The organism is Aeromicrobium sp. (assembly GCF_032084975.1).
Taxonomy (GTDB): Bacteria; Actinomycetota; Actinomycetes; order Propionibacteriales; family Nocardioidaceae; genus Aeromicrobium.
The window spans coordinates 1-18,800 of sequence record NZ_DAMDLR010000017.1; the positions used below are offsets into that span (position 1 = coordinate 1).

Genomic DNA, 18,800 nt, shown 5'->3' on the forward strand with positions numbered 1-18,800 from the left:
GAACCGCGCCGCGCGCACGTCCGGCCGGACGCGCCTGCTGGCCGGTGCCGCCGCCCTGCTCGTGGCCGCCGTCGGCTCCGTCAGCCTCACGTCGCCGGGCCTGCTGGCCGGTGCGGACGCGGCGCTGGCCAACAGCTACGTGGGTGCGAACGCCACCAACGCGGTCGACGTCTCGCGCAACTACGACCGCGAGCTCGCGATTCAGAAGCCCATGCAGGCCCAGCAGACGATCAAGGCGCTGGCCGAACTGAAGGCCTCGGTCAACAAGAAGAACGCGTCCCGCGCAGCGGAGATCGCCCGTAACCAGTGGGTCATCCCGGTGGTCGGCTACCGCATCACCGCCCGCTTCGGCCAGGGCGGCGGCTACTGGAGCAGCGGCCGCCACACCGGCCTGGACTTCGCCGGGCCCTCGGGCTCGACCCTGGTCTCCGTCGCCGCCGGCACGGTCACCTCGACCGGCTACGAGGGTGCCTACGGCAACCGCACGATCATCACGCTCGCTGACGGCACCGAGATCTGGTACTGCCACCAGAGCTCGGTCCAGGTCTCGGTGGGTGACCAGGTGGCTCCCGGTGACGTCATCGGCGCGACCGGCTCGACCGGCAACGTGACCGGCCCGCACCTGCACCTCGAGGTGCACGCGCCCGGCGGCGGTGCGGTGGATCCGTACGCGATGCTGCAGGCGCACGGCGTCAACCCCTGATCGGGTCGCCGTCGTGAGGTCCTCGTGATCTCGGAACCACGTCTCGCAAGCTCGCCGTCACTCGATCACCGGGTGGCGGCGTTGCTGACGCGGGTCCCGCGTCAGAGCTTCTCGAGCGGGGCGTAGCGCAGCAGCAGCCGCTTGACCCCCGCCGAGCCGAAGTCGACGCTGGCGACCGACTTGTCGCCCGATCCCTCGAGCGTGACGACGGTGCCCAGCCCGAAGCTGTCGTGGGTGACGCGGTCGCCGGGGGACAGGGACACGATCTCGGCCGTGCTGCGCTTCTTCGACCGCGCGGCGACGGTCGAGGACTTGAAGGAGGCCGCCGGGGTCCGCGGTGCCCACTGCGTGGGAGCGCTGGCCTCGCGGCGCCAGTCGACCAGGGTCGCCGGGATCTCGTCGAGGAAGCGCGACGCGGGGTTGTACGACGGGGCGCCCCACGCCGAGCGCACCGTGGCGCGGGTCAGGTAGAGCCGCTCGCGCGCGCGGGTGATGCCGACGTAGGCCAGCCGGCGCTCCTCCTGCAGCTCGGCCGGATCACCCAGCGAGCGCAGGTGCGGGAAGACCCCGTCCTCGAGCCCGGTCAGGAACACGACCGGGAACTCCAGGCCCTTGGCGGTGTGCAACGTCATCAGCGTGACGACCCCGTCCTCCGAGTCCGGCAGCGAGTCGGCATCGGCGACGAGGGCCACCTGCTCGAGGAACGCGTCGAGCGAGCCGGCGGCCACGGGGACCTCGTCGAGGGGGTCGGTCGCGTCCTCGGGGTCGTCGGCCTCGTCGAGCGTGGACGCCGACGCGACGAACTCGCGCGCGACGGCGACGAGCTCGGCCAGGTTCTCGACCCGGGTCTCGTCCTGAGGGTCGGTGCTGTTCTCCAGGACCGTCAGGTACCCCGACTTCGTCAGGGCGGCCTCGAGCACCGCGTCCGCCGGTGCGCCCGAGCGGGCCAGCTCCATGAGCTCGGCCATCGTGGTGGCGAAGGTGCGGATGGCGGTGCGCGAGCGGGTGGCCAGCTCGTCGATCTCGTCGACGCGGGTCATCGCCTCCCAGAAGCTGATGCCATGGCGGGCGGCGAAGCGTTCGAGCGCGCCCTCGGCCCGGTCGCCGATGCCGCGCTTGGGCTCGTTGAGCACGCGCCGGATGGAGACGGCGTCGCGCGGGTTGACCAGCACGCGCACGTAGGCCAGGGCGTCCTTGACCTCCTTGCGCTCGTAGAAGCGCACCCCGCCGACGACCTTGTAGGGCAGCCCGACGCGGATGAAGACCTCTTCGAACACACGGCTCTGCGCGTTGGTCCGGTAGAACACCGCCACGTCGCGAGGAGAGGCGATCCCCTCGTCGGAGAGGCGATCGATCTCGTCGGCGATGAACTGGGCCTCGTCGCGCTCGTCGTCGCCCACGTACCCGACGAGCTGCTCGCCGTCGCCCTCGGCCGACCAGAGCTTCTTGTCCTGGCGGCCCGGGTTGCGCGCGATCACCCCGTTGGCCGCGGCGAGGATGTTCTGGGTCGAGCGGTAGTTCTGCTCGAGCAGAACGGTGTCGGCGTCGGGGAAGTCGTTCTCGAACTCGAGGATGTTGCGGATCGTGGCGCCGCGGAAGGCGTAGATCGACTGGTCGGAGTCGCCGACGACCATGAGATCGGACTCCTCGTCGCACAGCTCCTTGATGAGCGAGTACTGGGCGTGGTTGGTGTCCTGGTACTCGTCGACCAGCACGTGCCGGAACCGGCGGCGGTACGTCTCGCGCACCTCGGGCCAGCCCTGGAACAGGTGCACGGTGTTCATGATCAGGTCGTCGAAGTCCATCGCGTTGGCCGCGCGCAGCCGGCGCTGGTACTCGGCGTAGCACTGCGCGTACGTCTCGTCGGTGGCGTTGGCCGCCTTGCGGCCGGCGTCCTCGTGGTCGACCAGCTCGTTCTTCTGGTTCGAGACCCAGTTGAGCACCGCGCGCGGGTTGACCTTCTTGGGGTCGTGACCCAGGTCCTTGCACACGAGGGTCATGAGCCGGCGGGTGTCGGCCGCGTCGTAGATGCTGAAGGACGAGGTGAAGCTGAGCTTGTCGGCCTCGCGGCGCAGGATCCGCACGCACGCCGAGTGGAAGGTGGAGACCCACATCATCCGGGCGCGTCCACCGACCAGCTCGGCCACGCGCTCGCGCATCTCGGCGGCGGCCTTGTTGGTGAAGGTGATCGCCAGGATCGCCCCGGGGTGGGCGCCGCGGGCGGCGATGAGCCACGCGATCCGCCGCGTCAGCACGCGCGTCTTGCCCGAGCCGGCACCCGCGACGACCAGCAGTGGCCCGCCGGTGTGCGAGACCGCCGTGCGCTGGGAGTCGTTGAGCCCCTCGAGCAGCTCGTCCGACCGCGCGGTGCGGCGCTTCGCCGGGGTCGCGTCGGGACCGTCCGGAGCAGGGCGGGACGGGCGGGCGGAGGGCACGGGGAAAGGCAGGGTCATCGCGGGATCCAGCCTAGTCGCGCGGTCCGACAGGCAGGTGGCGCCGGTGCGGGGGGGTGGCCCGCCCGGCGCGTCGGCACGAGTGTGCGCGGCTACGGTGAGGCCATGCTGCGTGTGCGGGGAGTCGGCCTGACCGCGCTCGGCTTCGTGGTCGCGATGCTGTTGACCGTGGTGCTGGTGCGCGTCGACCCCGCGTCGGAGATCCCCGGTCTCACCCAGGCGGCCCCGCGTGAGATCCCCGTGGCGGTCGTCGGCCCCATGCCCGACGCCGAGACGATGCGCGACGCGCTGAACGGCCCGGCGGACCACCCGCTCGCGGCCAGGATCAGCGCGTCGCAGGAAGTCGCCGAAGACAGCCTGCGTGACCGCAGGACCTCCGCCGTGCTGCTGATGGGGGACGACAGCCGGCACACCCTGTGGGTGGCCAGCGCGGCGGGCCGGGCCGAGGCCGAGAAGGTCACCGAGGTCGTGTCCGACCTGCTCGCGGCCAGCGGGCAGAGCGTCGCGGTGGTCGACCGCATCGCGATGGGCGAGCGAGATCCGCACGGCGTCGGCCCGTTCCGGCTCGGGGTCGCGTGGGCGCTGCTCGGCGTCGTCTTCGCGGCGCTGCTCAGCTACGTCTTCGGGGCCAGGTCCGCCGGGCGTCGCCTGGTGGTCCTGCGCTTCGCCGGGTTGGCCGGGGGCGCCGCGGTGGCCGGGGTCGGCGGAGCCGTCATCAGCGAGACCGTGGTCGACCGGTTCGACGCGCCGTTCTGGTCGCTGGCCGCTCTCGGCACCCTCGTCGTGGTCGGCGTCGGGGCCGTGACACTGGCGCTGATCGCCTGGTTCGGCCGCCTGGGCCTGGCGCTCGCCCTCGCCGGGTCGGCACTCGGGGTGCCGGGAGCGATCGGGGCGTGGCCGTTGACGCCGTTGCCGGTGGTGTGGCCGACGCTGCTGGCGTGGCTGCCTCCCGGTGCGGCCACGTGGGCGATCCGCGGACTGGCCTACTTCGAGGGCGCGGGCACCGAACGGGTCGTGCTGATGATGACGGCATGGACGGTCCTCGGACTCGTGGCGACCCTGGCGGCCGCGACCGCGGTCGAGTCGCGGCCGACCCTGCGCTCGTACCATCCGGCGCTGCGGCGGCGGCCGGTCCTGGCGACCTTCGTGGCGGTCGGTGCGGTGGGTGCGCTCGTCGTGGCGCCGGCGGTCCCGGCGTTCACCACGACGAACCTCGATCCCGCGCTCGAGGTGACGTGCCAGCCGTTCCGCCAGCCGCGCGACGTCGGCGAGCTCAACCGCCAGATCGAGACCGTCAGCGACGTCTCGGGCTTCGTCGGCGGCGACGTGGGTGCCAGCACCCGCCTGGTCGACGAGCGCGTGCTGATGGTGTTCGGCGACACCCTGCGCCGGCCCGACTACGCCCAGCGGGCGATGGTGCGCAACTCGATGCTGGTCTTCAGCGAGGGCTGTGCCGGCGTCCTGCAGCGTCGCGACCGGGCCGCGGTGATCCCCGATCGCGCCGACGGGGTGGGGTACTGGCCGATGTCGATCGCCGCCGTCCGTCTGCACGACACCGACCTCGTCGGCGTCATGGTGCAACGGGTCGAGCAGTTCGAGGACGAGGAGCCGCTCGGCTTCCGCAACCTCGGACCTGCGATCGCCGTGTTCCGCGTCGACCCCGGCCAGCCGCCCGTGCTGCAGCGTGTCGTCGACCTCGGCCCGGACGATCCCGACGTCTCGCGGCCGACGTGGGGCGCGGCCGCGACCGTCGTCGGCGACCACGTCTACCTGTACGGCACCAGCCGCTCCACCCCCGGGTTCGGCTGGGGCGTCTCGGTGGCGCGGGTGAAGCTGACCGACGCCACGGACCTGCGCGCGTTCCGCTACTGGGACGGCGAACGGTGGCAGCGTGACCCCGAGCGCGCCGCCACGCTGATCGACCAGGACGAGGGCGTCTCGCAGACCTTCTCGGTCTTCCGTGACGGCGACACCTGGTACGCCCTGAGCAAGCGCGACGACTTCGCCGGGACCGATCTCGTGCTGTGGACCGCACCCGGACCGACCGGACCGTTCACGGCGGGGGAGCCGCTCGCCGAGATCCCCTCGACGGGCTCGCTCCTGCGGTACATGCCGCTGGCGCACCCCGAGCTGCTGCCCGAGCCGGGCACGATGGTCGTCTCGGTGAGCAGGAACACCACCGAGACCGGACGGATCCAGGACGACCCCAGTCTTTACCGGCCGGAGTTCCTGCGGATCGACCTGCCTTGATCAGCGCGCTGGGCCGCTCGTCGCGAACGACGGCGTAGGCTCGAGCATCGGGACCTCTCAGGTCCCCCATCAAGGGATTCCCCATGGCCGACCCGGCCGACACCACCTCGCCGCGAGAAGCGGCTCCGCTCTCCATCGGCGTCCTGGCCCGTTCGCGCAAGGAGAACGAGCACCGCCTGCCGATCCACCCGCGACACCTCGCGGCCATCGACGCGCACCTGCGCCCGTACCTGCACCTCGAGCAGGGCTACGGCGAGCGTTTCGGCATCTCGGACGACGAGCTCCGGCCCCACGTCGGACGGATCGCGTCTCGCGAGGAGCTGATCGCCGACTGTGACGTCATCCTGCTGCCGAAGGTGCAGGCGGAGGACCTCGCGCAGATGCGCGTGGGACAGATCGTGTGGGGCTGGCCGCACTGCGTCCAGGACACGGCGCTGACGCAGGTGGCGATCGAGCGGCGCCTCACCCTGATCGCGTTCGAGGCGATGAACCTGTGGGCCGAGGACGGCCGGTTCGCCCTGCACGTCTTCCACAAGAACAACGAGCTGGCCGGGTACTGCTCGGTGCTGCAGGCGCTTCAGCTCGCCGGCCGCACCGGGGCCTACGGCCGTCGGATGAAGGCGACCGTCATCGGCTTCGGGGCCACCGCTCGCGGAGCCGTGACCGCGCTCAACGCCCACGGCATCTCCGACGTCCGGGTGCTGACCAACCGCGAGGTCGCCGCGGTCGGCTCACCGATCCACGGGACTGACATCGTCCAGCTCGAGCGTGGCGCCGACGACCCCGCGAGCCTGTGGTGCCTGACGTCGGACGGGCTCGTGCCGGTGGCCGAGTTCCTCGCGGACGACGACGTCCTCGTCAACTGCGTGCTGCAGGACCCGGACGCGCCGCTGACGTTCCTGGACGAGGAGGGCCTGGCGGCGATGGCGCCGGGCAGCATCATCGTCGACGTGTCGTGCGACGAGGGGATGGGCTTCAGCTGGGCCCGGCCCACGACGTTCGACGAGCCGACGTTCCTCGTGGGCGACCACGTCCTCTACTACGCGGTGGACCACAGTCCGTCGCTGCTGTGGGACTCGGCGACGTGGGAGATCAGCTCTGCCCTGATTCCCCACCTCGGGTCGGTGATGGCGGGACCGGCGGGCTGGGACGGCGTGCCGGTCGTGTCCCGAGCGATCGAGATCCGCGACGGCGTCGTCGTGAACCCGGCGATCCTGTCGTTCCAGGACCGCGCCGAGACGTACCCGCACCCGGCGCTCGCGCACGATTGACCGCCCCTCGTCCCACTTTCGGTCGCAGGTCCACCTCGAACGAGCCGAACGAGGTGAATCTGCGTCCAGAAGTGGAGACGGTGCGGCGGGGGCAACGCGGCGGGTCAGATCAGCCGGCGGTCGTTGGCCCAGCGGGTCAGCTCGTGGCGGCTCGACAGCTGCAGCTTCCTCAGGACGCTGGACACGTGCGTCTCGACGGTCTTGACCGAGATGAACAGCTCCTTGGCCACCTCCTTGTAGGCGTAGCCGCGGGCGATCAGGCGCATCACCTCGCGTTCGCGCTCGGTGAGCCGGTCGAGGTCCTCGTCGACCTGGGCGACCTCGATGGTGCCGGCGAACGCGTCCAGCACGAAGCCCGCGAGGCGAGGGCTGAAGACCGCGTCGCCGCCCGCGACCCGGTCGATCGCGTCCAACAGCTCGGTCGCCGAGATGTTCTTCGTGACGTAGCCGCGAGCGCCGGTCCGGATGACGCCGATGACGTCCTCGGCCGCATCGCTGACGGACAGCGCGAGGAACGTGGTCGTGCCCGCGTGCGTCCGCCGGATCACCTCGGGACCGCCGCCACCGGGCAGGTGCACGTCGAGCAGGACGACCTCGGGTCGCAGCCGGGCGATGGCCTCGACGGCCGAGTCGACGTCCTCGGCCTCGCCGACGACCTCGACCCGACCGGTGCCGAGCCGCTCCAGCTCGGCTCGCACGCCGGTGCGGAACATCGCATGGTCGTCGACCACGAGGACGGACAGGATGCTCATGAGCTCTCCCTCGGTGGGGTTCTGACAGGCATGGTCAGGGCGACCTCGGTGCCGTCCTCGTCGCTGCGGACGCGGGCGGTGCCACCGTGGCGCTCGGCGCGGCCGATGATCGAGTTCCGCACGCCGAGGCGGTCGGCCGGGATGGCGTCGGGGTCGAAGCCGGTGCCGCGGTCGCGGACGAACACCTCGATGCGGTCGTCGTCTCCGGCGCCGAGTCGCTCGGCGAACACGTCGACCCGGTCGGCGCCGGAGTGCTTGGCGGCGTTGACGATCGCCTCGACGGTGGCCGCCAGCAGCGCGCGCAGGGCCTCGTCGACGGGTGCGTCGCCCACGGTGACGACCTCGACCGGCACACGGTGGTTCGACTCGACCTCGGCGGCGAGGTCGCGGACACCGGTGGCGAACGTGGCGGTCTGGTCCTGCCGACCGTAGAGCCAGTCGCGCAGCTCGCGCTCCTGCCTGCGGGCCAGGGTGGCGACGGTGGCCGGGTCGTCCGCGTTCTTCTGCAGCAGGGCCAGGGTCTGCAGCACGGAGTCGTGCAGGTGGGCGGCGACGTCGGCGCGCTCCTGCGAGCGGATGCGCTCACGGCGCTCCTCGCCCAGGTCGGTCCACAGGCCGAGGATCCAGGGCCCCAGGATCAGGCCCACGCCCGCGACGGCGATCGCGAGGGCCGCGCCGAAGTCCAGAGCCGCGGACCAGCCGCGGTTGACCGTCAGGACGTAGACCGCGCCGAGGCCGATGAGGCTCACGCCCACCAGCAGCCGCACCAGAGACGCAGGGCCCTCGGTCTGGCGCAGCCATGAGTTCCACGTGGCGTCGTCGAACAGTCGCCAGACCACGGCGACCCCCGTGACGACCAGCAGCAGCGGCAGCATCCAGCCCTGGAGCCACCCGTTGCCCAACGACATCAGTCCGAGGACGCCCAGGCCGATCGCGGCGATCGCGGCGCTCTGGACGATCTCGAGCGGCGCGGGCCCGCGCGAGCCCGAGCGCAGGCCCCGCCGACGGGCGGACGCGAGGCCCGGGGAGTCGACCGGCGCCTGCAGCGGCAGGAACCACCACAACAGCAGGTACGCGAGCAGGCCGGCGCCGTGGACGAACGTGCCGACCACGAAGCCGACGCGCACCCACAGGACGGGGAGTCCGAGGTGCTCCGCCAGCCCGGCGCTGACGCCCGCGACGATGCGCTCGTCGGCGGGACGGAAGGCGCAGCGGGTGCTGCCGCCGTCGCGGCCCGCACCGGGCGCGTCAGGAGCGGCGGTCGTCATGACCCCACCCTCACACGCAGGCGCGCGCGTGCGCCATCAGGTGCGACCCCGGCGCGACCTCGAGGAGCCTCGGGGGACGGTCAGGGGTTCACCTGATGGTGCGTGGTCCCCGGGCGCGACAGGCTGGTGCCATGACCAGTCCCACTCCCGGCTCGCAGCTCGATGCCCTGCGCCGCTCAACCGACGAGAAGATGATCGCCGGCGTCGCGGGCGGCATCGCGCGGGCGCTCAACATCGATCCCGTCATCGTGCGGGTCGGCTTCGTCGTGCTGACGCTCGTCGGCTTCGCCGGTCCGCTGCTCTACGTCGCCTGCTGGTTGCTCGTGCCCGTCGAGGGTGCTCAGCGCAGCGTGCTCGGCGACGTCTTCGACCTTCGCTCCGACTCGCAGCTGCGGACGATCGGCCTCATCGTGGCCGCCGTCGTCGCCGTCCTGGCGGTGCTGGGCGACTCCGCGTGGGGTGCGGGCGACTGGTTCTGGTGGCAGCTGTGGATCTTCGCCTGGATCGCGGTACCGGTCGGCGCCGTCTACTGGTTCGTGGTCGTGCGCCCACGCCGCCGTCACCAGCCGCCGCAGTATGCGCCGCCGCCCCCGTACGAGCCGTCCCCGACGGACGGCACCCCCGCCACCCACGCCACGGCCTCCGACGAGCCCGTCGCCCCGACCTCGACAGGAGACACCGAGATGACAGAACCCGTTCCGCCGGGGGAGGCGACCGCCGTCCTCGACGCCCCGGCCCCGCCGACCGGCCGGCCGCCGGGCACTCCCTTCGGCCCGCCGCCCGGCACGCCGACCTCGGTCGTGCCCCCGCGCCCCCCGCGGGAGAAGTGGTCGCCGGCCCTGCTGCTGCTCACCCTGTCCGCGATCGTCACCGCGATGGGAGCGCTGGCCCTGTGGTCCGTCATCGACGAGCCCGTCGACGCCGCGGTGTACCCGGGGGTCGCGCTGGCGATCGTCGCCGGCGGACTGCTGGTGGGGACCCGCGTCGGGCACCCGGGCGCGCTGATCCCGGTGGGGCTGCTCCTGGTCCCCGTCCTGGCCGCGGTGTCCTTCCTGCCGAACCTGGACGCGGGGCAGGTGCGGCGTGAGCCGACCGTCGCCGCCGCCGTCCCGGTCGCGATCGAGCAAGGTGCCGGAGAGGTCGTCGTCGACCTCACGTCGGTCACGGATCAGCAGAACCTCGCCGGCCGTACGCTGGAGATCCGCAACGGGTTGGGATCCACGACCGTCTACGTGCCCGACGGCCTTGACGTCGCGGTCGACACGTCGCTGCGGCTCGGCGGCCGGATCCAGGTCTTCGACCGCGTCACCGACGGCCAGGGTCCCCAACTCGAGAAGTCCTCCGACGCCCCGGGAGCCTTCGAGATCGAGATCCACGGAACAGCGGGCGAGATCGTGGTGATGAACCGGTGAACACGCATCCGATGCGCTGGGACGCGCTCGTCTTCGGAGTCCTGTTCGCCCTCGTCGTGGCCGCCTGGGCCGCGCTGGAGTGGGAGCTGGTCTCCGCCGGCGCCCTGGTCGTCGCCGGCCCGGTCGCCCTCATCCTCGTCGGCATCGCCGGCATCGCCCTGACCCTCAGGAGGAAGTCATGACCAACCCCGTCCCCGGACCGAAGAAGCTGACCCGCAGCACGACCGACAAGTGGCTCGGCGGTGTGTGCGGCGGCCTGGCCGAGTACACCGGCGTCGACGCGACGCTCATCCGGATCATCACCGTGGTGCTGGTCGTGGTGGGAGTCGGGACGACCCTGCTGGTCTACCTCGCGGCGTGGCTGCTCATGCCCGAGGCGACTCCGCAGGACCCGTGGACCCCGCCGACGACAGATGGGCCGCCCGCGCCGCCACCGCCGTCCGTGTGAAGTCCGAGAACACCCCGTCGACCCCGGCAGCGAAGAAGGCCAGCAGCTCGGCCGTCGCGTCGCCGGGGTCGGCCTTGTCCTCGCCGACCCGCATCTGCTTCGGCAGGAAGTTGTTCTCGTCGCGCATCGTCCAGATGTGCACCAGCAGTCCGGCCTCGTGCGCATCGTGCACGAGGCCGGACTCGTCGAGCAGGGTGTGGTCGGGCGCGCGGGCGATCACCAGGCTCTTGTTCGGGCCGATGCCCTGCGCGTACTCGGCGATCCGGGCCAGCTCGGCCGGCGCCGTGAGCGCGGGGTAGTCGCGCGGATCGTAGGTCGCCGCCAGATCGTAGGGGGCGCCCTTGCGCTCCATGAGCTGGACGAGCGGCAACGGCGTGCGGTCGCGCAGCGCCCGCAGGTTGGCCGTCTCCATCGACTGGATGAACACCTTGGCACCCGCGTGGTTGAGGCCCCGCCGCTCCAGCACCTCGATCAGCAGGTCGTTCAGGTCGTGGCCGATCGAGCGGAAGTAGGTCGGGTGCTTGGTCTCGACGTAGAGGCCGAGCGGCTCGGCGCCCGGGCCCCGGCGGGCGTTCTCGGCCTCGGCGATGTCGATCACCTCGTCGAGGGTCAGGATCGGCTCGGTGCCGCCGAGCGGCAGGTTCTGGGGTCGCAGCTGGGGCAGCCGCTCGAGGGTGCGCAGGGTCTTCAGCTCGGCCAGCGTGAAGTCCTCGGTGAACCAGCCGTTCAGGGCGACGCCGTCGATGAACTTCGTGGTGTGCAGGTGGGCGAACTCGGGGTGCCCCGCGACGTCCGTGGTGCCGCCGATCTCGTTCTCGTGGCGCACCACCAGGACGCCGTCGCGGGTGGCGACGACGTCCGGCTCGATGTAGTCGGCACCCTCGGCGATCCCCAGCATGTACGAGGGCCGCGTGTGCTCGAGTCGCGAGCCCGGGACGCCCCGGTGGGCGATGACGATGGGCACGGAGGTCACGTCGCCAGCGTAGGTCAGCCGATCAGCCGGACTGCGCCGTCGCGCCGCGGGTCGGCCGCCGCCACGAGGCGCCCGTCGCCCGTCAGGAGTGTCCCCGCGACGCCACCGAAGTACATCGTCAGCTCGTCGGGGTCCTCGACCTTGATCTCCTCGGTCGGCATCCCGGCGCGGTGCACGTGGACCCGCGGGTGGTCGATCGCCTCCTGCAGGCTCAGGCCGTCCTCGACCAGTCCCGTCAGCGTCTGGAAGATCGCCGTCGTGATCCGGTCGGCGCCGGGCGATCCGATCGCCAGCACGCCGCCGTCGGCGTGGCGGCCGACCGTCGGGGCCATGTTGGACAGCAGTCGCGAGCCGAACGGCAGACCGTGCAGGCCACGCGGGTTGAGCTCCTGCTCGCCGAGGCAGTTGTTCAGCCACACGCCGGTCCCGCGGGCGACCATCCCCGAGCCGTAGCCGGACGAGACCGTCACGGCGCACGCGGTGCCGTCGGAGTCGGTGGTCGAGACGTGGGCCGTGGACCCCGACTCCAGCGCCGCCAGGCCGTCGCGGTCCACGAGGTCGAGGAACGCGGCGGCATCACGCTCGAGGTCGTCGGTGTGGTCGAAGACGCGCAGGCGCTCGCCGAGCACGCGACGCTGCACCCGCACGAGCAGCTCGCGGTCCGTCAGTCCGTGACCAGCCATGAGGCGCAGCATCGCCGCGACGCACACGCCGCCGACGGCCGGCGGCGGGTTGGTCCCCAGGGTCCAGTCCTCCATCCGCGCGGTGAGCGCAGGACGGACGACGGGGGCGTAGGCGGCGAGGTCGTCGGGTCCCATCAGCCCGCCGCGCTCGAGGACGTCCGCGGCGATCGCGCGACCGACGTCGCCGGTGTAGAACTCCTGCGGCCCCAGCCGGGCGATGCGCTCGAACGTGTCCGCGAGGTCGCCGGCGACGAGGTCGTGGTCGGCGAGGCGGCCGTCGGGTCCGTGCAGTGCCTCCCGGCTGGCGTCGTCCCAGCCGAAGACCGACTCGTGCACGTACTCGAGGTAATAGCGCGAGGCGGCGCTGAGCCGGAATCCCTTGCGCGCCACGTCGATCGCCGGGCGGAGCAGCTCGGCCCAGGGCAGGTGCCCCCACCGGCGATGGGCCTCGCCGAAGGCCGCGATGGCACCGTGCGTCGCCACCGAGCCGGGCCCGATCGTCATGACGACGCCGCCGCCGTAGATGCTGTCGACGTCCCACGTGGCGCGGCCCAGCCGCTCGGGGACGTCGCGGCCCGGCATGTCCATCCAGCCGTCGATCGTCACGGGGGCGGAGCCGTCGGGCGGCTGGATCGTCAGGAAGCCACCCGCGCTCGGCGAGACGAGGCCGACCTCGTTGACCATCGTGACGAAGGCGGCGGCGAGCGCGGCGTCGATGGCGTTGCCGCCCGCGCGGACGATCTGCTCACCCGCGTCGGCGGCTGCAGTGTTGGGGGCGGCGATCGCGACGCTGGTCACGCGCTCAGCGTACGGGCACGATCACCGGCTCACCCGGTACGTGAGATGGGCGAACTGCCCACGGTGGGAGACGTCGACGAGGCGGAGGCGGTCCGAGCCGATGCGACGCGGCAGCAAGGGCGGCCCGCCGCCGAGGGTGACCGGCGCGATCGACACCTGGATCTCGTCGAGCGCGCCGGCGTCGTCGAACTGCCCGACCAGGTCGCCGCCGCCCATCACCCACACGTCCGACTCGCCCGCCCGCGCACGGATCTGGTCGAGGTGGTCCGAGACCGGGCCGGAGACGACGGTGAGGTCGGCGTCGGCGGGGACGGGCAGGTCGCGCGAGGTGAACAGGAACGCCGGCTTGCCCGACATCGCGTCGGTGAACGCACCGGGCTCGTCGAGCGCGTTCGTCTCGCGCAGCAGCCACTCGTACGTGGACGAGCCGAGCACCGTGACGCCGATCGACGCCAGGAAGGCCGTGAAGGGGTCGGCGTGCTCGGCTGAGTCGGGCGTGCCGCCCTCGACCTCGAAGAGCCAGGCCAGCGAGTGGTCGGGATCGGCGAGGTGGCCGTCGAGCGTGGCCGCCGTGTTGAAGACGAAGCGCGTCATGCCCTGATCCTCGACCGTGCGCGGGGCCCGCGGCAAGAAGTGAGCAGGAACGCACGGGCCGCCGGGAATCGACGGGCACCCCGTGGCCTTGAATCCTCATGTGACCACGACCCGCATCGAGACCCGGCCCGGCACGCGCCACGTCGGGCTGGCCCTGCTGGCGCTGTCGCTGGGCGGCTTCGCGATCGGGACGACCGAGTTCGTGACGATGGGCCTGCTGCCCGACGTGGCCGAGAGCATCGACCGGGACATCCCGACGACGGGCCACGTCATCTCGGCCTACGCGTTCGGCGTCGTCATCGGCGCACCGCTCATCGTGTCCCTGGGCGCACGGATGCCGAAGCGTGCCCTGCTGCTGTGGTTGCTCGCCGCGATCGCCCTGGGGAACGTGCTGACCGCGGTCGCGAGCGGCTACGTGCCCGTCATGCTGGCCCGCGTCGTCGCTGGCCTCCCGCACGGGGCCTACTTCGGCGTCGCGTCCCTCGTGGCCGCGTCGCTGGTGCCCCCGGGCCGCCGCGGGCGCGCCATCAGCATGGTGATGATGGGCCTCTCGGCCGCCACCGTCGCGGGCGTCCCCGCCAGCACGTGGCTCGGCCAGCTGTGGTCGTGGCGCGCCGCCTACGCCGCGGTCGTCGTGATCGCCGTCGTCGCGGCCGTCCTCGTCGTCGCCTTCGTCCCGGCGCTTCCGGGCGACCCGTCCGCCAGCGTCAGGAGCGAGCTCGGTGCGCTGCGGCGACCGGCGGTGATCGCCGCCTTCCTCACCGGCGTCGTCGGCTTCGGCGGGCTGTTCGCGATGTACAGCTACATCGCGCCGATCGTGACCGACGTGGTCGAGCTGCCGGAGCGGGCCATCCCGATGTTCCTGCTGGTCTTCGGCGTCGGGTCGGTCACCGGCACGTGGCTCGCCGGCCGACTGGCCGACTGGGACAACGTGCGCCAGGTCATCGGCGGACTCGTCGCCACGGTGCTCGTGCTGCTCGCGTTCCACACGTTCGTCGAGGTCGCGGCGGCGGCGCTCGTGGGCGTCTTCCTGATCGGCGCGCTCGGCAGCGTCATCGCGATCGGCCTGCAGATCCGCCTCATGACCGCGGCGGGCGACGCCGAGATGCTCGGTGCCGCCCTGAACCACGCGAGCCTCAACATCGCCAACGGACTGGGCGCGTGGCTCGGTGGCCTCGTCATCGCCGCCGGGGCCGGCTACGCCGCACCCGCGCTGGTCGGCGTCGGCCTGTCCACGGCGGGCCTGCTGGTCTTCCTCGCGGGCCTGCGCTGGGCTCCGGTGCGCGCAGACTGACGCCGGGTCAGGCCCCGCGGCTGATGGCCTGGGCGCCTGCGGTGGGCCGCAGCCAGACGTCGTCGCCGTGCTGCAACCCCAGGGCGCCGGCCTCGGCGCGGGTCACCGTGACCAGCACCGGCGCCTGGCGGCCCGCGACGGGGGTGACCTCGAGGCGCACCTCGAAGCCGATGCGGGTCCAGCGCGTGATGCGGCCGTGGACGGCGTCCGGTCGCGGGTCCACCGAGACCTCGATGTCGTGGGGCCGGATGTGCAGGTCGCCCAGGTGCGTGACGGGACCGAGGAAGCTCAGCACGAACTCGTTGGCGGGCGCGTCGTAGAGCTCGTCGGGCGAGCCCACCTGCTCGATACGGCCGTCGTTGATGACGACGATCGAGTCGGCGACCTCGAGCGCCTCCTCCTGGTCGTGGGTCACGAAGACCGTGGTGACGTTGACCTCGTCGTGCAGCCGTCGCAGCCAGTCGCGCAGCTCCTTGCGGACCTTGGCGTCGAGGGCGCCGAACGGCTCGTCGAGCAGCAGAACGGTCGGCTCGATCGCGAGGGCGCGTGCGAGTGCCATGCGCTGGCGCTGGCCACCGGACAGCTGCGACGGCAGCCGGTCGCGGAACTGGCTCAGGTGGACCAGCTCGAGCATCTCGTCGACCTTCGACGCGATCTCGGCCTTCGGGCGCTTGCGGATCTCCAGGCCGAACGCCACGTTCTTCGCGACGCTCATGTGCTTGAAGGCGGCGTAGTGCTGGAAGACGAAGCCCACGTTGCGCTTCTGGGCCGGCAGTCCCGTGGCATCGACACCCTCGATGACGACGCGGCCGGAGTCGGCGTCCTCGAGCCCGGCGATGATGCGCAGCAGGGTGGACTTGCCGCCGCCGCTGGGCCCCAGCAGGGCGGTCAGCTGGCCGGTCGGGACGGACAGGTTGATGTCCTCGAGGGCGACGAAGTCGCCGAAGAACTTGTTGACCTGCGAGATCTCGATGCTCATGACGGTTCCTTGGTTCTCAGTGCCGGTCGGCGCGCGAGCGCAGGACGGACACGACGATGATGCACAGGACGGAGACGCTGGCCAGCAGGAACGCGATCGCGTAGGCCGACTCCTGCTCCCAGTTGAGGTACTTCTCCTCGACGGCGAGGGTCGCGGTGCGGGTCTCGCCCAGGACGTTGCCCGAGACGACCTTGACCGCACCGAACTCGCCCAGCGAGCGAGCGAGCGTCAGCACGACGCCGTAGATCACGGCCCACTTGATGCCGGGCAGCGTGACCCGCCAGAAGGACTGCCACGCGTTGGCGCCCAGCGATCGGGCGGCCTGCTCCTGCTCCAGCCCGATCTCCTCGAGCACGGGGACGACCTCACGGATGACCAGCGGCAGCGCGACGAAGGCGGTCGCCATGACGATGCCGGGGGTGGCGAAGATGATCTGGATCCCGGCGCTCTCGAGCGTGGGACCGAACCAGCCGCCGCGGCCGCCGTAGACGAGGACCAACGACAGGCCGACGACGATGGGCGAGATCGCCAGCGGCAGGTCGACGAGCGAGCTCAGCAACCGCTTGCCGCGGAACTCCGAGCGCACGAGCAGCAGGGACATCGCCACCCCGAACACGGTGTTCACCGCCGTTGCCACCACCGCGGCGACCACGGTCAGGCGCAGCGCGGCCACGGTGTCCGCGTCGGCGAACACCGCGCGCATGGCGTCGAAGCCGTTCTCGAACGTGTTGGTCACGACGAGCGAGACCGGCCACGCGACGAGCAGGATGAGATAGGTGATGACGAAGATCCGCAGGGCGTAGGTGACCGGGGACCTGTGGTGACGGATGCGTCGGGTGTCAGCCACGGCGTGCCACCCGTCGCTGGATGAAGTCCAGGAGCAGGATCACGACGAGCGCCACGATCAGCAGCAGCGTCGCGACGGAGGCCGCGGCCGCGGGGTTGTCGTTCTCGATCGCGCTCAGGATGCGCACCGACGCGACCTCGGACTCGAACGGCAGGTTGCCCGACAGCAGCACGAGCGACCCGTACTCGCCGACGCCGCGGGCGAACGACAGGGTCGCGCCGGCCGCGATCGCGGGGGTCAGCGTCGGCAGGATGATCCGGGTGAACGTGGTGAAGCGGCTGGCGCCCAGGGACGCCGCCGCCTCCTCGATCTCGACGTCGAGCTCCTCCAGGACCGGCTGGACGGTGCGGACGACGAACGGCAGGGTCACGAACAGGAACGCGAGGTAGACCGAGAGGCTGCTGTTGGCGACGTCGATGCCCAGCGGGCTGTCCTGGCCGTAGAGCGACAGCAGCACGAGGCCCGCGACGATCGTGGGCAGCGCGAACGGGATGTCGATCAGCACCTCGAGGACCGCCTTGCCGGGGAACCGGTCGCGGACCAGGACCCACGCGATCGCCGTGCCGGCGAAGACGTTGGTGACCGTCACCGCCAGCGCCGAGACGACGGTGAGCCGGATGGCGTGCGCCGTCTGCTCGTTCGAGACCGCGCGCCAGAACGCCTCGACGCCACCCTCGGTCGCGGTGGCGATGACCGCTGCGAGGGGAATCAGCACGAGCAGGCTGAACCACGTCATGGTGACGCCCAGGCCGATGCCGGACGTGCGGTTCAGCGCGCCGACCGGCCGGGAGGTCCCCGGCCGGTCGGCGCGCACGCCCAGGTCCGCTGAGGTCACGAGGCAGCCTTGCCCGACTTCGCGATCGCCTCGGTCACGATGCCGACGGGGGCACCGTCCTTGCCGTCGCCGAACAGCTTGTCCTTGACCTGGCCCCAGCCGGGCCCGCCGAAGTTCTTCTCGAGGGTCAGCAGGTTCGTGACCGCGGGGTAAGGGTCGGAGGAGTCGGGTGCGCCCTTGATGTCCTCGGGCTTCAGGCCCAGGGCCGCCAGGTCGGCCGTGCCGGGGTTCGCCGGGTTGAGCGGGCGGAAGCCGGTCAGTGCGAACTGGCGCTGGCCCTCCTCTCCGAGCACGAACTCCAGCCAGTCGGCCGAGGCCGCGCTGGAGTCCTTCAGGATCGCGCCGGGGTTCTCGATGAGCAGGGTGGTGTCGGGGATGACGTACTCGAAGCCGTTGTCGTTCTGGGCGGCCAGGATCGCCTCGTTCTCGTACGCGAGCAGGACGTCGCCGGTGCCGCCGAGGAAGCTCTGCGTGGCGTCGCGACCGCTGTTGGTCAGCGAGACGACGTTCGCGAACAGCTGGTTGACGAAGTCGGTCGCCTCGGCCTCGGTGCCGCCGTTCTCGGTCACGTGACCCCACGCGGCGAGGGCGTTCCAGCGGGCGGCGCCCGACGACGCGGGGTTCGCCGTCACGATCTCGACGCCCGGCTTCACCAGGTCGTCCCAGCCCCGGATGTCCTTGGGGTTGCCGTCACGGACGCCCAGCACGACGACCGAGGTGGAGACGATGCCCTTGTTGGGGCCGTCGTCCCAGGTCGCGTCGACGAGGTCGGCGTCGACGAGGCGGTCGACGTCCGTGGCCACCGAGAGGTGCACGTAGTCGGCGGGCAGGCCGTCGACGACCGCACGGCTCTGGTCGCCGGACGCGCCGTACGAGGTCTTGAAGCCGACGTCCTTGCCGGCGTCGGTCTTCTCGAACTCGGCGGCGATGGCCTTGTTCGCCGCCTCGGGCACCGCGAAGCCGACGATCGAGATCTGCTCGCCCGTGTCGTCGGATCCGGAGGCGCTGCAGGCCGCGAGCGTGCAGGAGGCGGCCAGCAGCAGGGCAGTCACCGCGGCGGGGCGCAGGCGAAGCGTCATGGGGGATTTCCTCTCGGTCGGTCCCGGCGGGGCGCCGTGACTCGGTGAGCAATGTACGAAGATGCGTCCGCTTCCGGACCTAAGTCCAGATAGTGGACTATACAACTCGACAAACGCAACATTGAACGCCGCCGGTGTGTCGACGGGCGACGGGGGCGATG

17 protein-coding genes are annotated in these 18,800 nt (G+C 71.8%); 7 read left to right on the plus strand and 10 right to left on the minus strand.

The window, feature by feature from the left end:
• Window positions 1-703, plus strand: a 703-nt coding sequence (locus tag RT323_RS06300) for a M23 family metallopeptidase (protein WP_313406001.1), incomplete at its 5' end; no start/stop codon positions are given.
• A 101-nt stretch (window positions 704-804) separates the two neighbouring features.
• Here the strand turns inward: RT323_RS06300 and pcrA are convergent.
• The gene (gene pcrA / locus RT323_RS06305; protein WP_313406004.1) at window positions 805-3,156 is read right to left on the minus strand and encodes a DNA helicase PcrA; all 2,352 of its coding nucleotides are present in this window, start codon (window positions 3,154-3,156) and stop codon (window positions 805-807) included.
• A 105-nt stretch (window positions 3,157-3,261) separates the two neighbouring features.
• Here pcrA and RT323_RS06310 point away from each other — a divergent pair, with 105 nt between their 5' ends.
• Both RT323_RS06310 and RT323_RS06315 read left to right on the plus strand, forming a co-directional pair.
• Window positions 3,262-5,406, plus strand: a complete 2,145-nt coding sequence (locus RT323_RS06310; RefSeq protein ID WP_313406006.1) for a DUF4185 domain-containing protein — start codon at window positions 3,262-3,264, stop codon at window positions 5,404-5,406.
• A gap of 83 nt (window positions 5,407-5,489) precedes the next feature.
• On the plus strand, window positions 5,490-6,677 hold the full coding sequence (locus tag RT323_RS06315; RefSeq protein WP_313406008.1) for a N(5)-(carboxyethyl)ornithine synthase: 1,188 nt from the start codon (window positions 5,490-5,492) through the stop codon (window positions 6,675-6,677).
• 104 nt (window positions 6,678-6,781) lie between these two features.
• On the opposite strand, the gene RT323_RS06320 is transcribed toward RT323_RS06315, so the two are convergent.
• A complete protein-coding gene (locus RT323_RS06320; protein ID WP_313406011.1) occupies window positions 6,782-7,429 on the minus strand; it encodes a response regulator transcription factor in 648 nt (215 codons plus the stop codon).
• Window positions 7,426-8,697, minus strand: coding sequence for a PspC domain-containing protein (locus RT323_RS06325; RefSeq protein WP_313406014.1), 1,272 nt, complete (start codon window positions 8,695-8,697; stop codon window positions 7,426-7,428). Before RT323_RS06325 ends, RT323_RS06320 begins: the two co-directional genes overlap by 4 nt.
• A gap of 131 nt (window positions 8,698-8,828) precedes the next feature.
• On the opposite strand from RT323_RS06325, the gene RT323_RS06330 reads away from it, so the two are divergent.
• From RT323_RS06330 to RT323_RS06340, 3 genes are read left to right on the plus strand one after another with little or no spacing between them, the layout of a single operon-like run.
• Entirely contained in the window at window positions 8,829-10,109 is a 1,281-nt protein-coding gene (locus tag RT323_RS06330) for a PspC domain-containing protein (protein ID WP_313406016.1), read from the plus strand.
• Window positions 10,106-10,291: a hypothetical protein gene (locus RT323_RS06335; RefSeq protein ID WP_313406017.1), complete on the plus strand. Its 186-nt coding sequence runs from the start codon at window positions 10,106-10,108 to the stop codon at window positions 10,289-10,291. The genes RT323_RS06330 and RT323_RS06335 overlap by 4 nt, the downstream gene beginning before the upstream one ends.
• Window positions 10,288-10,557 carry a PspC domain-containing protein gene (locus tag RT323_RS06340; protein ID WP_313406020.1) on the plus strand — a complete coding sequence of 90 codons (270 nt, stop codon included), beginning with the start codon at window positions 10,288-10,290 and terminating at the stop codon, window positions 10,555-10,557. Before RT323_RS06335 ends, RT323_RS06340 begins: the two co-directional genes overlap by 4 nt.
• Here RT323_RS06340 and RT323_RS06345 read toward each other — a convergent pair.
• From RT323_RS06345 to RT323_RS06355, 3 genes are read right to left on the minus strand one after another with little or no spacing between them, the layout of a single operon-like run.
• Window positions 10,475-11,530: a glycerophosphodiester phosphodiesterase family protein gene (locus tag RT323_RS06345; protein WP_313406022.1), complete on the minus strand. Its 1,056-nt coding sequence runs from the start codon at window positions 11,528-11,530 to the stop codon at window positions 10,475-10,477. The two genes, RT323_RS06340 and RT323_RS06345, sit on opposite strands and share 83 nt — an antisense overlap.
• Window positions 11,531-11,544: 14 nt before the next feature.
• Window positions 11,545-13,011 (minus strand): gamma-glutamyltransferase, encoded by a 1,467-nt coding sequence (locus tag RT323_RS06350; protein ID WP_313406024.1) that lies wholly within the window; start codon window positions 13,009-13,011, stop codon window positions 11,545-11,547.
• A gap of 21 nt (window positions 13,012-13,032) precedes the next feature.
• Complete coding sequence (locus tag RT323_RS06355; RefSeq protein WP_313406026.1) at window positions 13,033-13,605, minus strand: dihydrofolate reductase family protein; 573 nt, start codon at window positions 13,603-13,605, stop codon at window positions 13,033-13,035.
• A gap of 100 nt (window positions 13,606-13,705) precedes the next feature.
• Between RT323_RS06355 and RT323_RS06360 the strand changes: the two genes are divergently transcribed.
• Complete coding sequence (locus tag RT323_RS06360) at window positions 13,706-14,899, plus strand: MFS transporter (protein WP_313406027.1); 1,194 nt, start codon at window positions 13,706-13,708, stop codon at window positions 14,897-14,899.
• Window positions 14,900-14,906: 7 nt separating this feature from the next.
• Here RT323_RS06360 and RT323_RS06365 read toward each other — a convergent pair whose 3' ends face one another.
• The 4 genes from RT323_RS06365 to RT323_RS06380 are packed head-to-tail and all read right to left on the minus strand — an operon-like array spanning window position 14,907 to window position 18,639.
• A complete protein-coding gene (locus RT323_RS06365; RefSeq protein WP_313406030.1) occupies window positions 14,907-15,878 on the minus strand; it encodes a sulfate ABC transporter ATP-binding protein in 972 nt (323 codons plus the stop codon).
• Window positions 15,879-15,894: 16 nt separating this feature from the next.
• Window positions 15,895-16,725, minus strand: coding sequence for a sulfate ABC transporter permease subunit (locus RT323_RS06370; RefSeq protein WP_313406032.1), 831 nt, complete (start codon window positions 16,723-16,725; stop codon window positions 15,895-15,897).
• Window positions 16,718-17,560, minus strand: a complete 843-nt coding sequence (gene cysT, locus RT323_RS06375) for a sulfate ABC transporter permease subunit CysT (protein WP_313406035.1) — start codon at window positions 17,558-17,560, stop codon at window positions 16,718-16,720. Before cysT ends, RT323_RS06370 begins: the two co-directional genes overlap by 8 nt.
• Window positions 17,557-18,639, minus strand: coding sequence for a sulfate ABC transporter substrate-binding protein (locus tag RT323_RS06380; RefSeq protein WP_313406037.1), 1,083 nt, complete (start codon window positions 18,637-18,639; stop codon window positions 17,557-17,559). Before RT323_RS06380 ends, cysT begins: the two co-directional genes overlap by 4 nt.
• Window positions 18,640-18,800 lie beyond the last annotated feature (161 nt).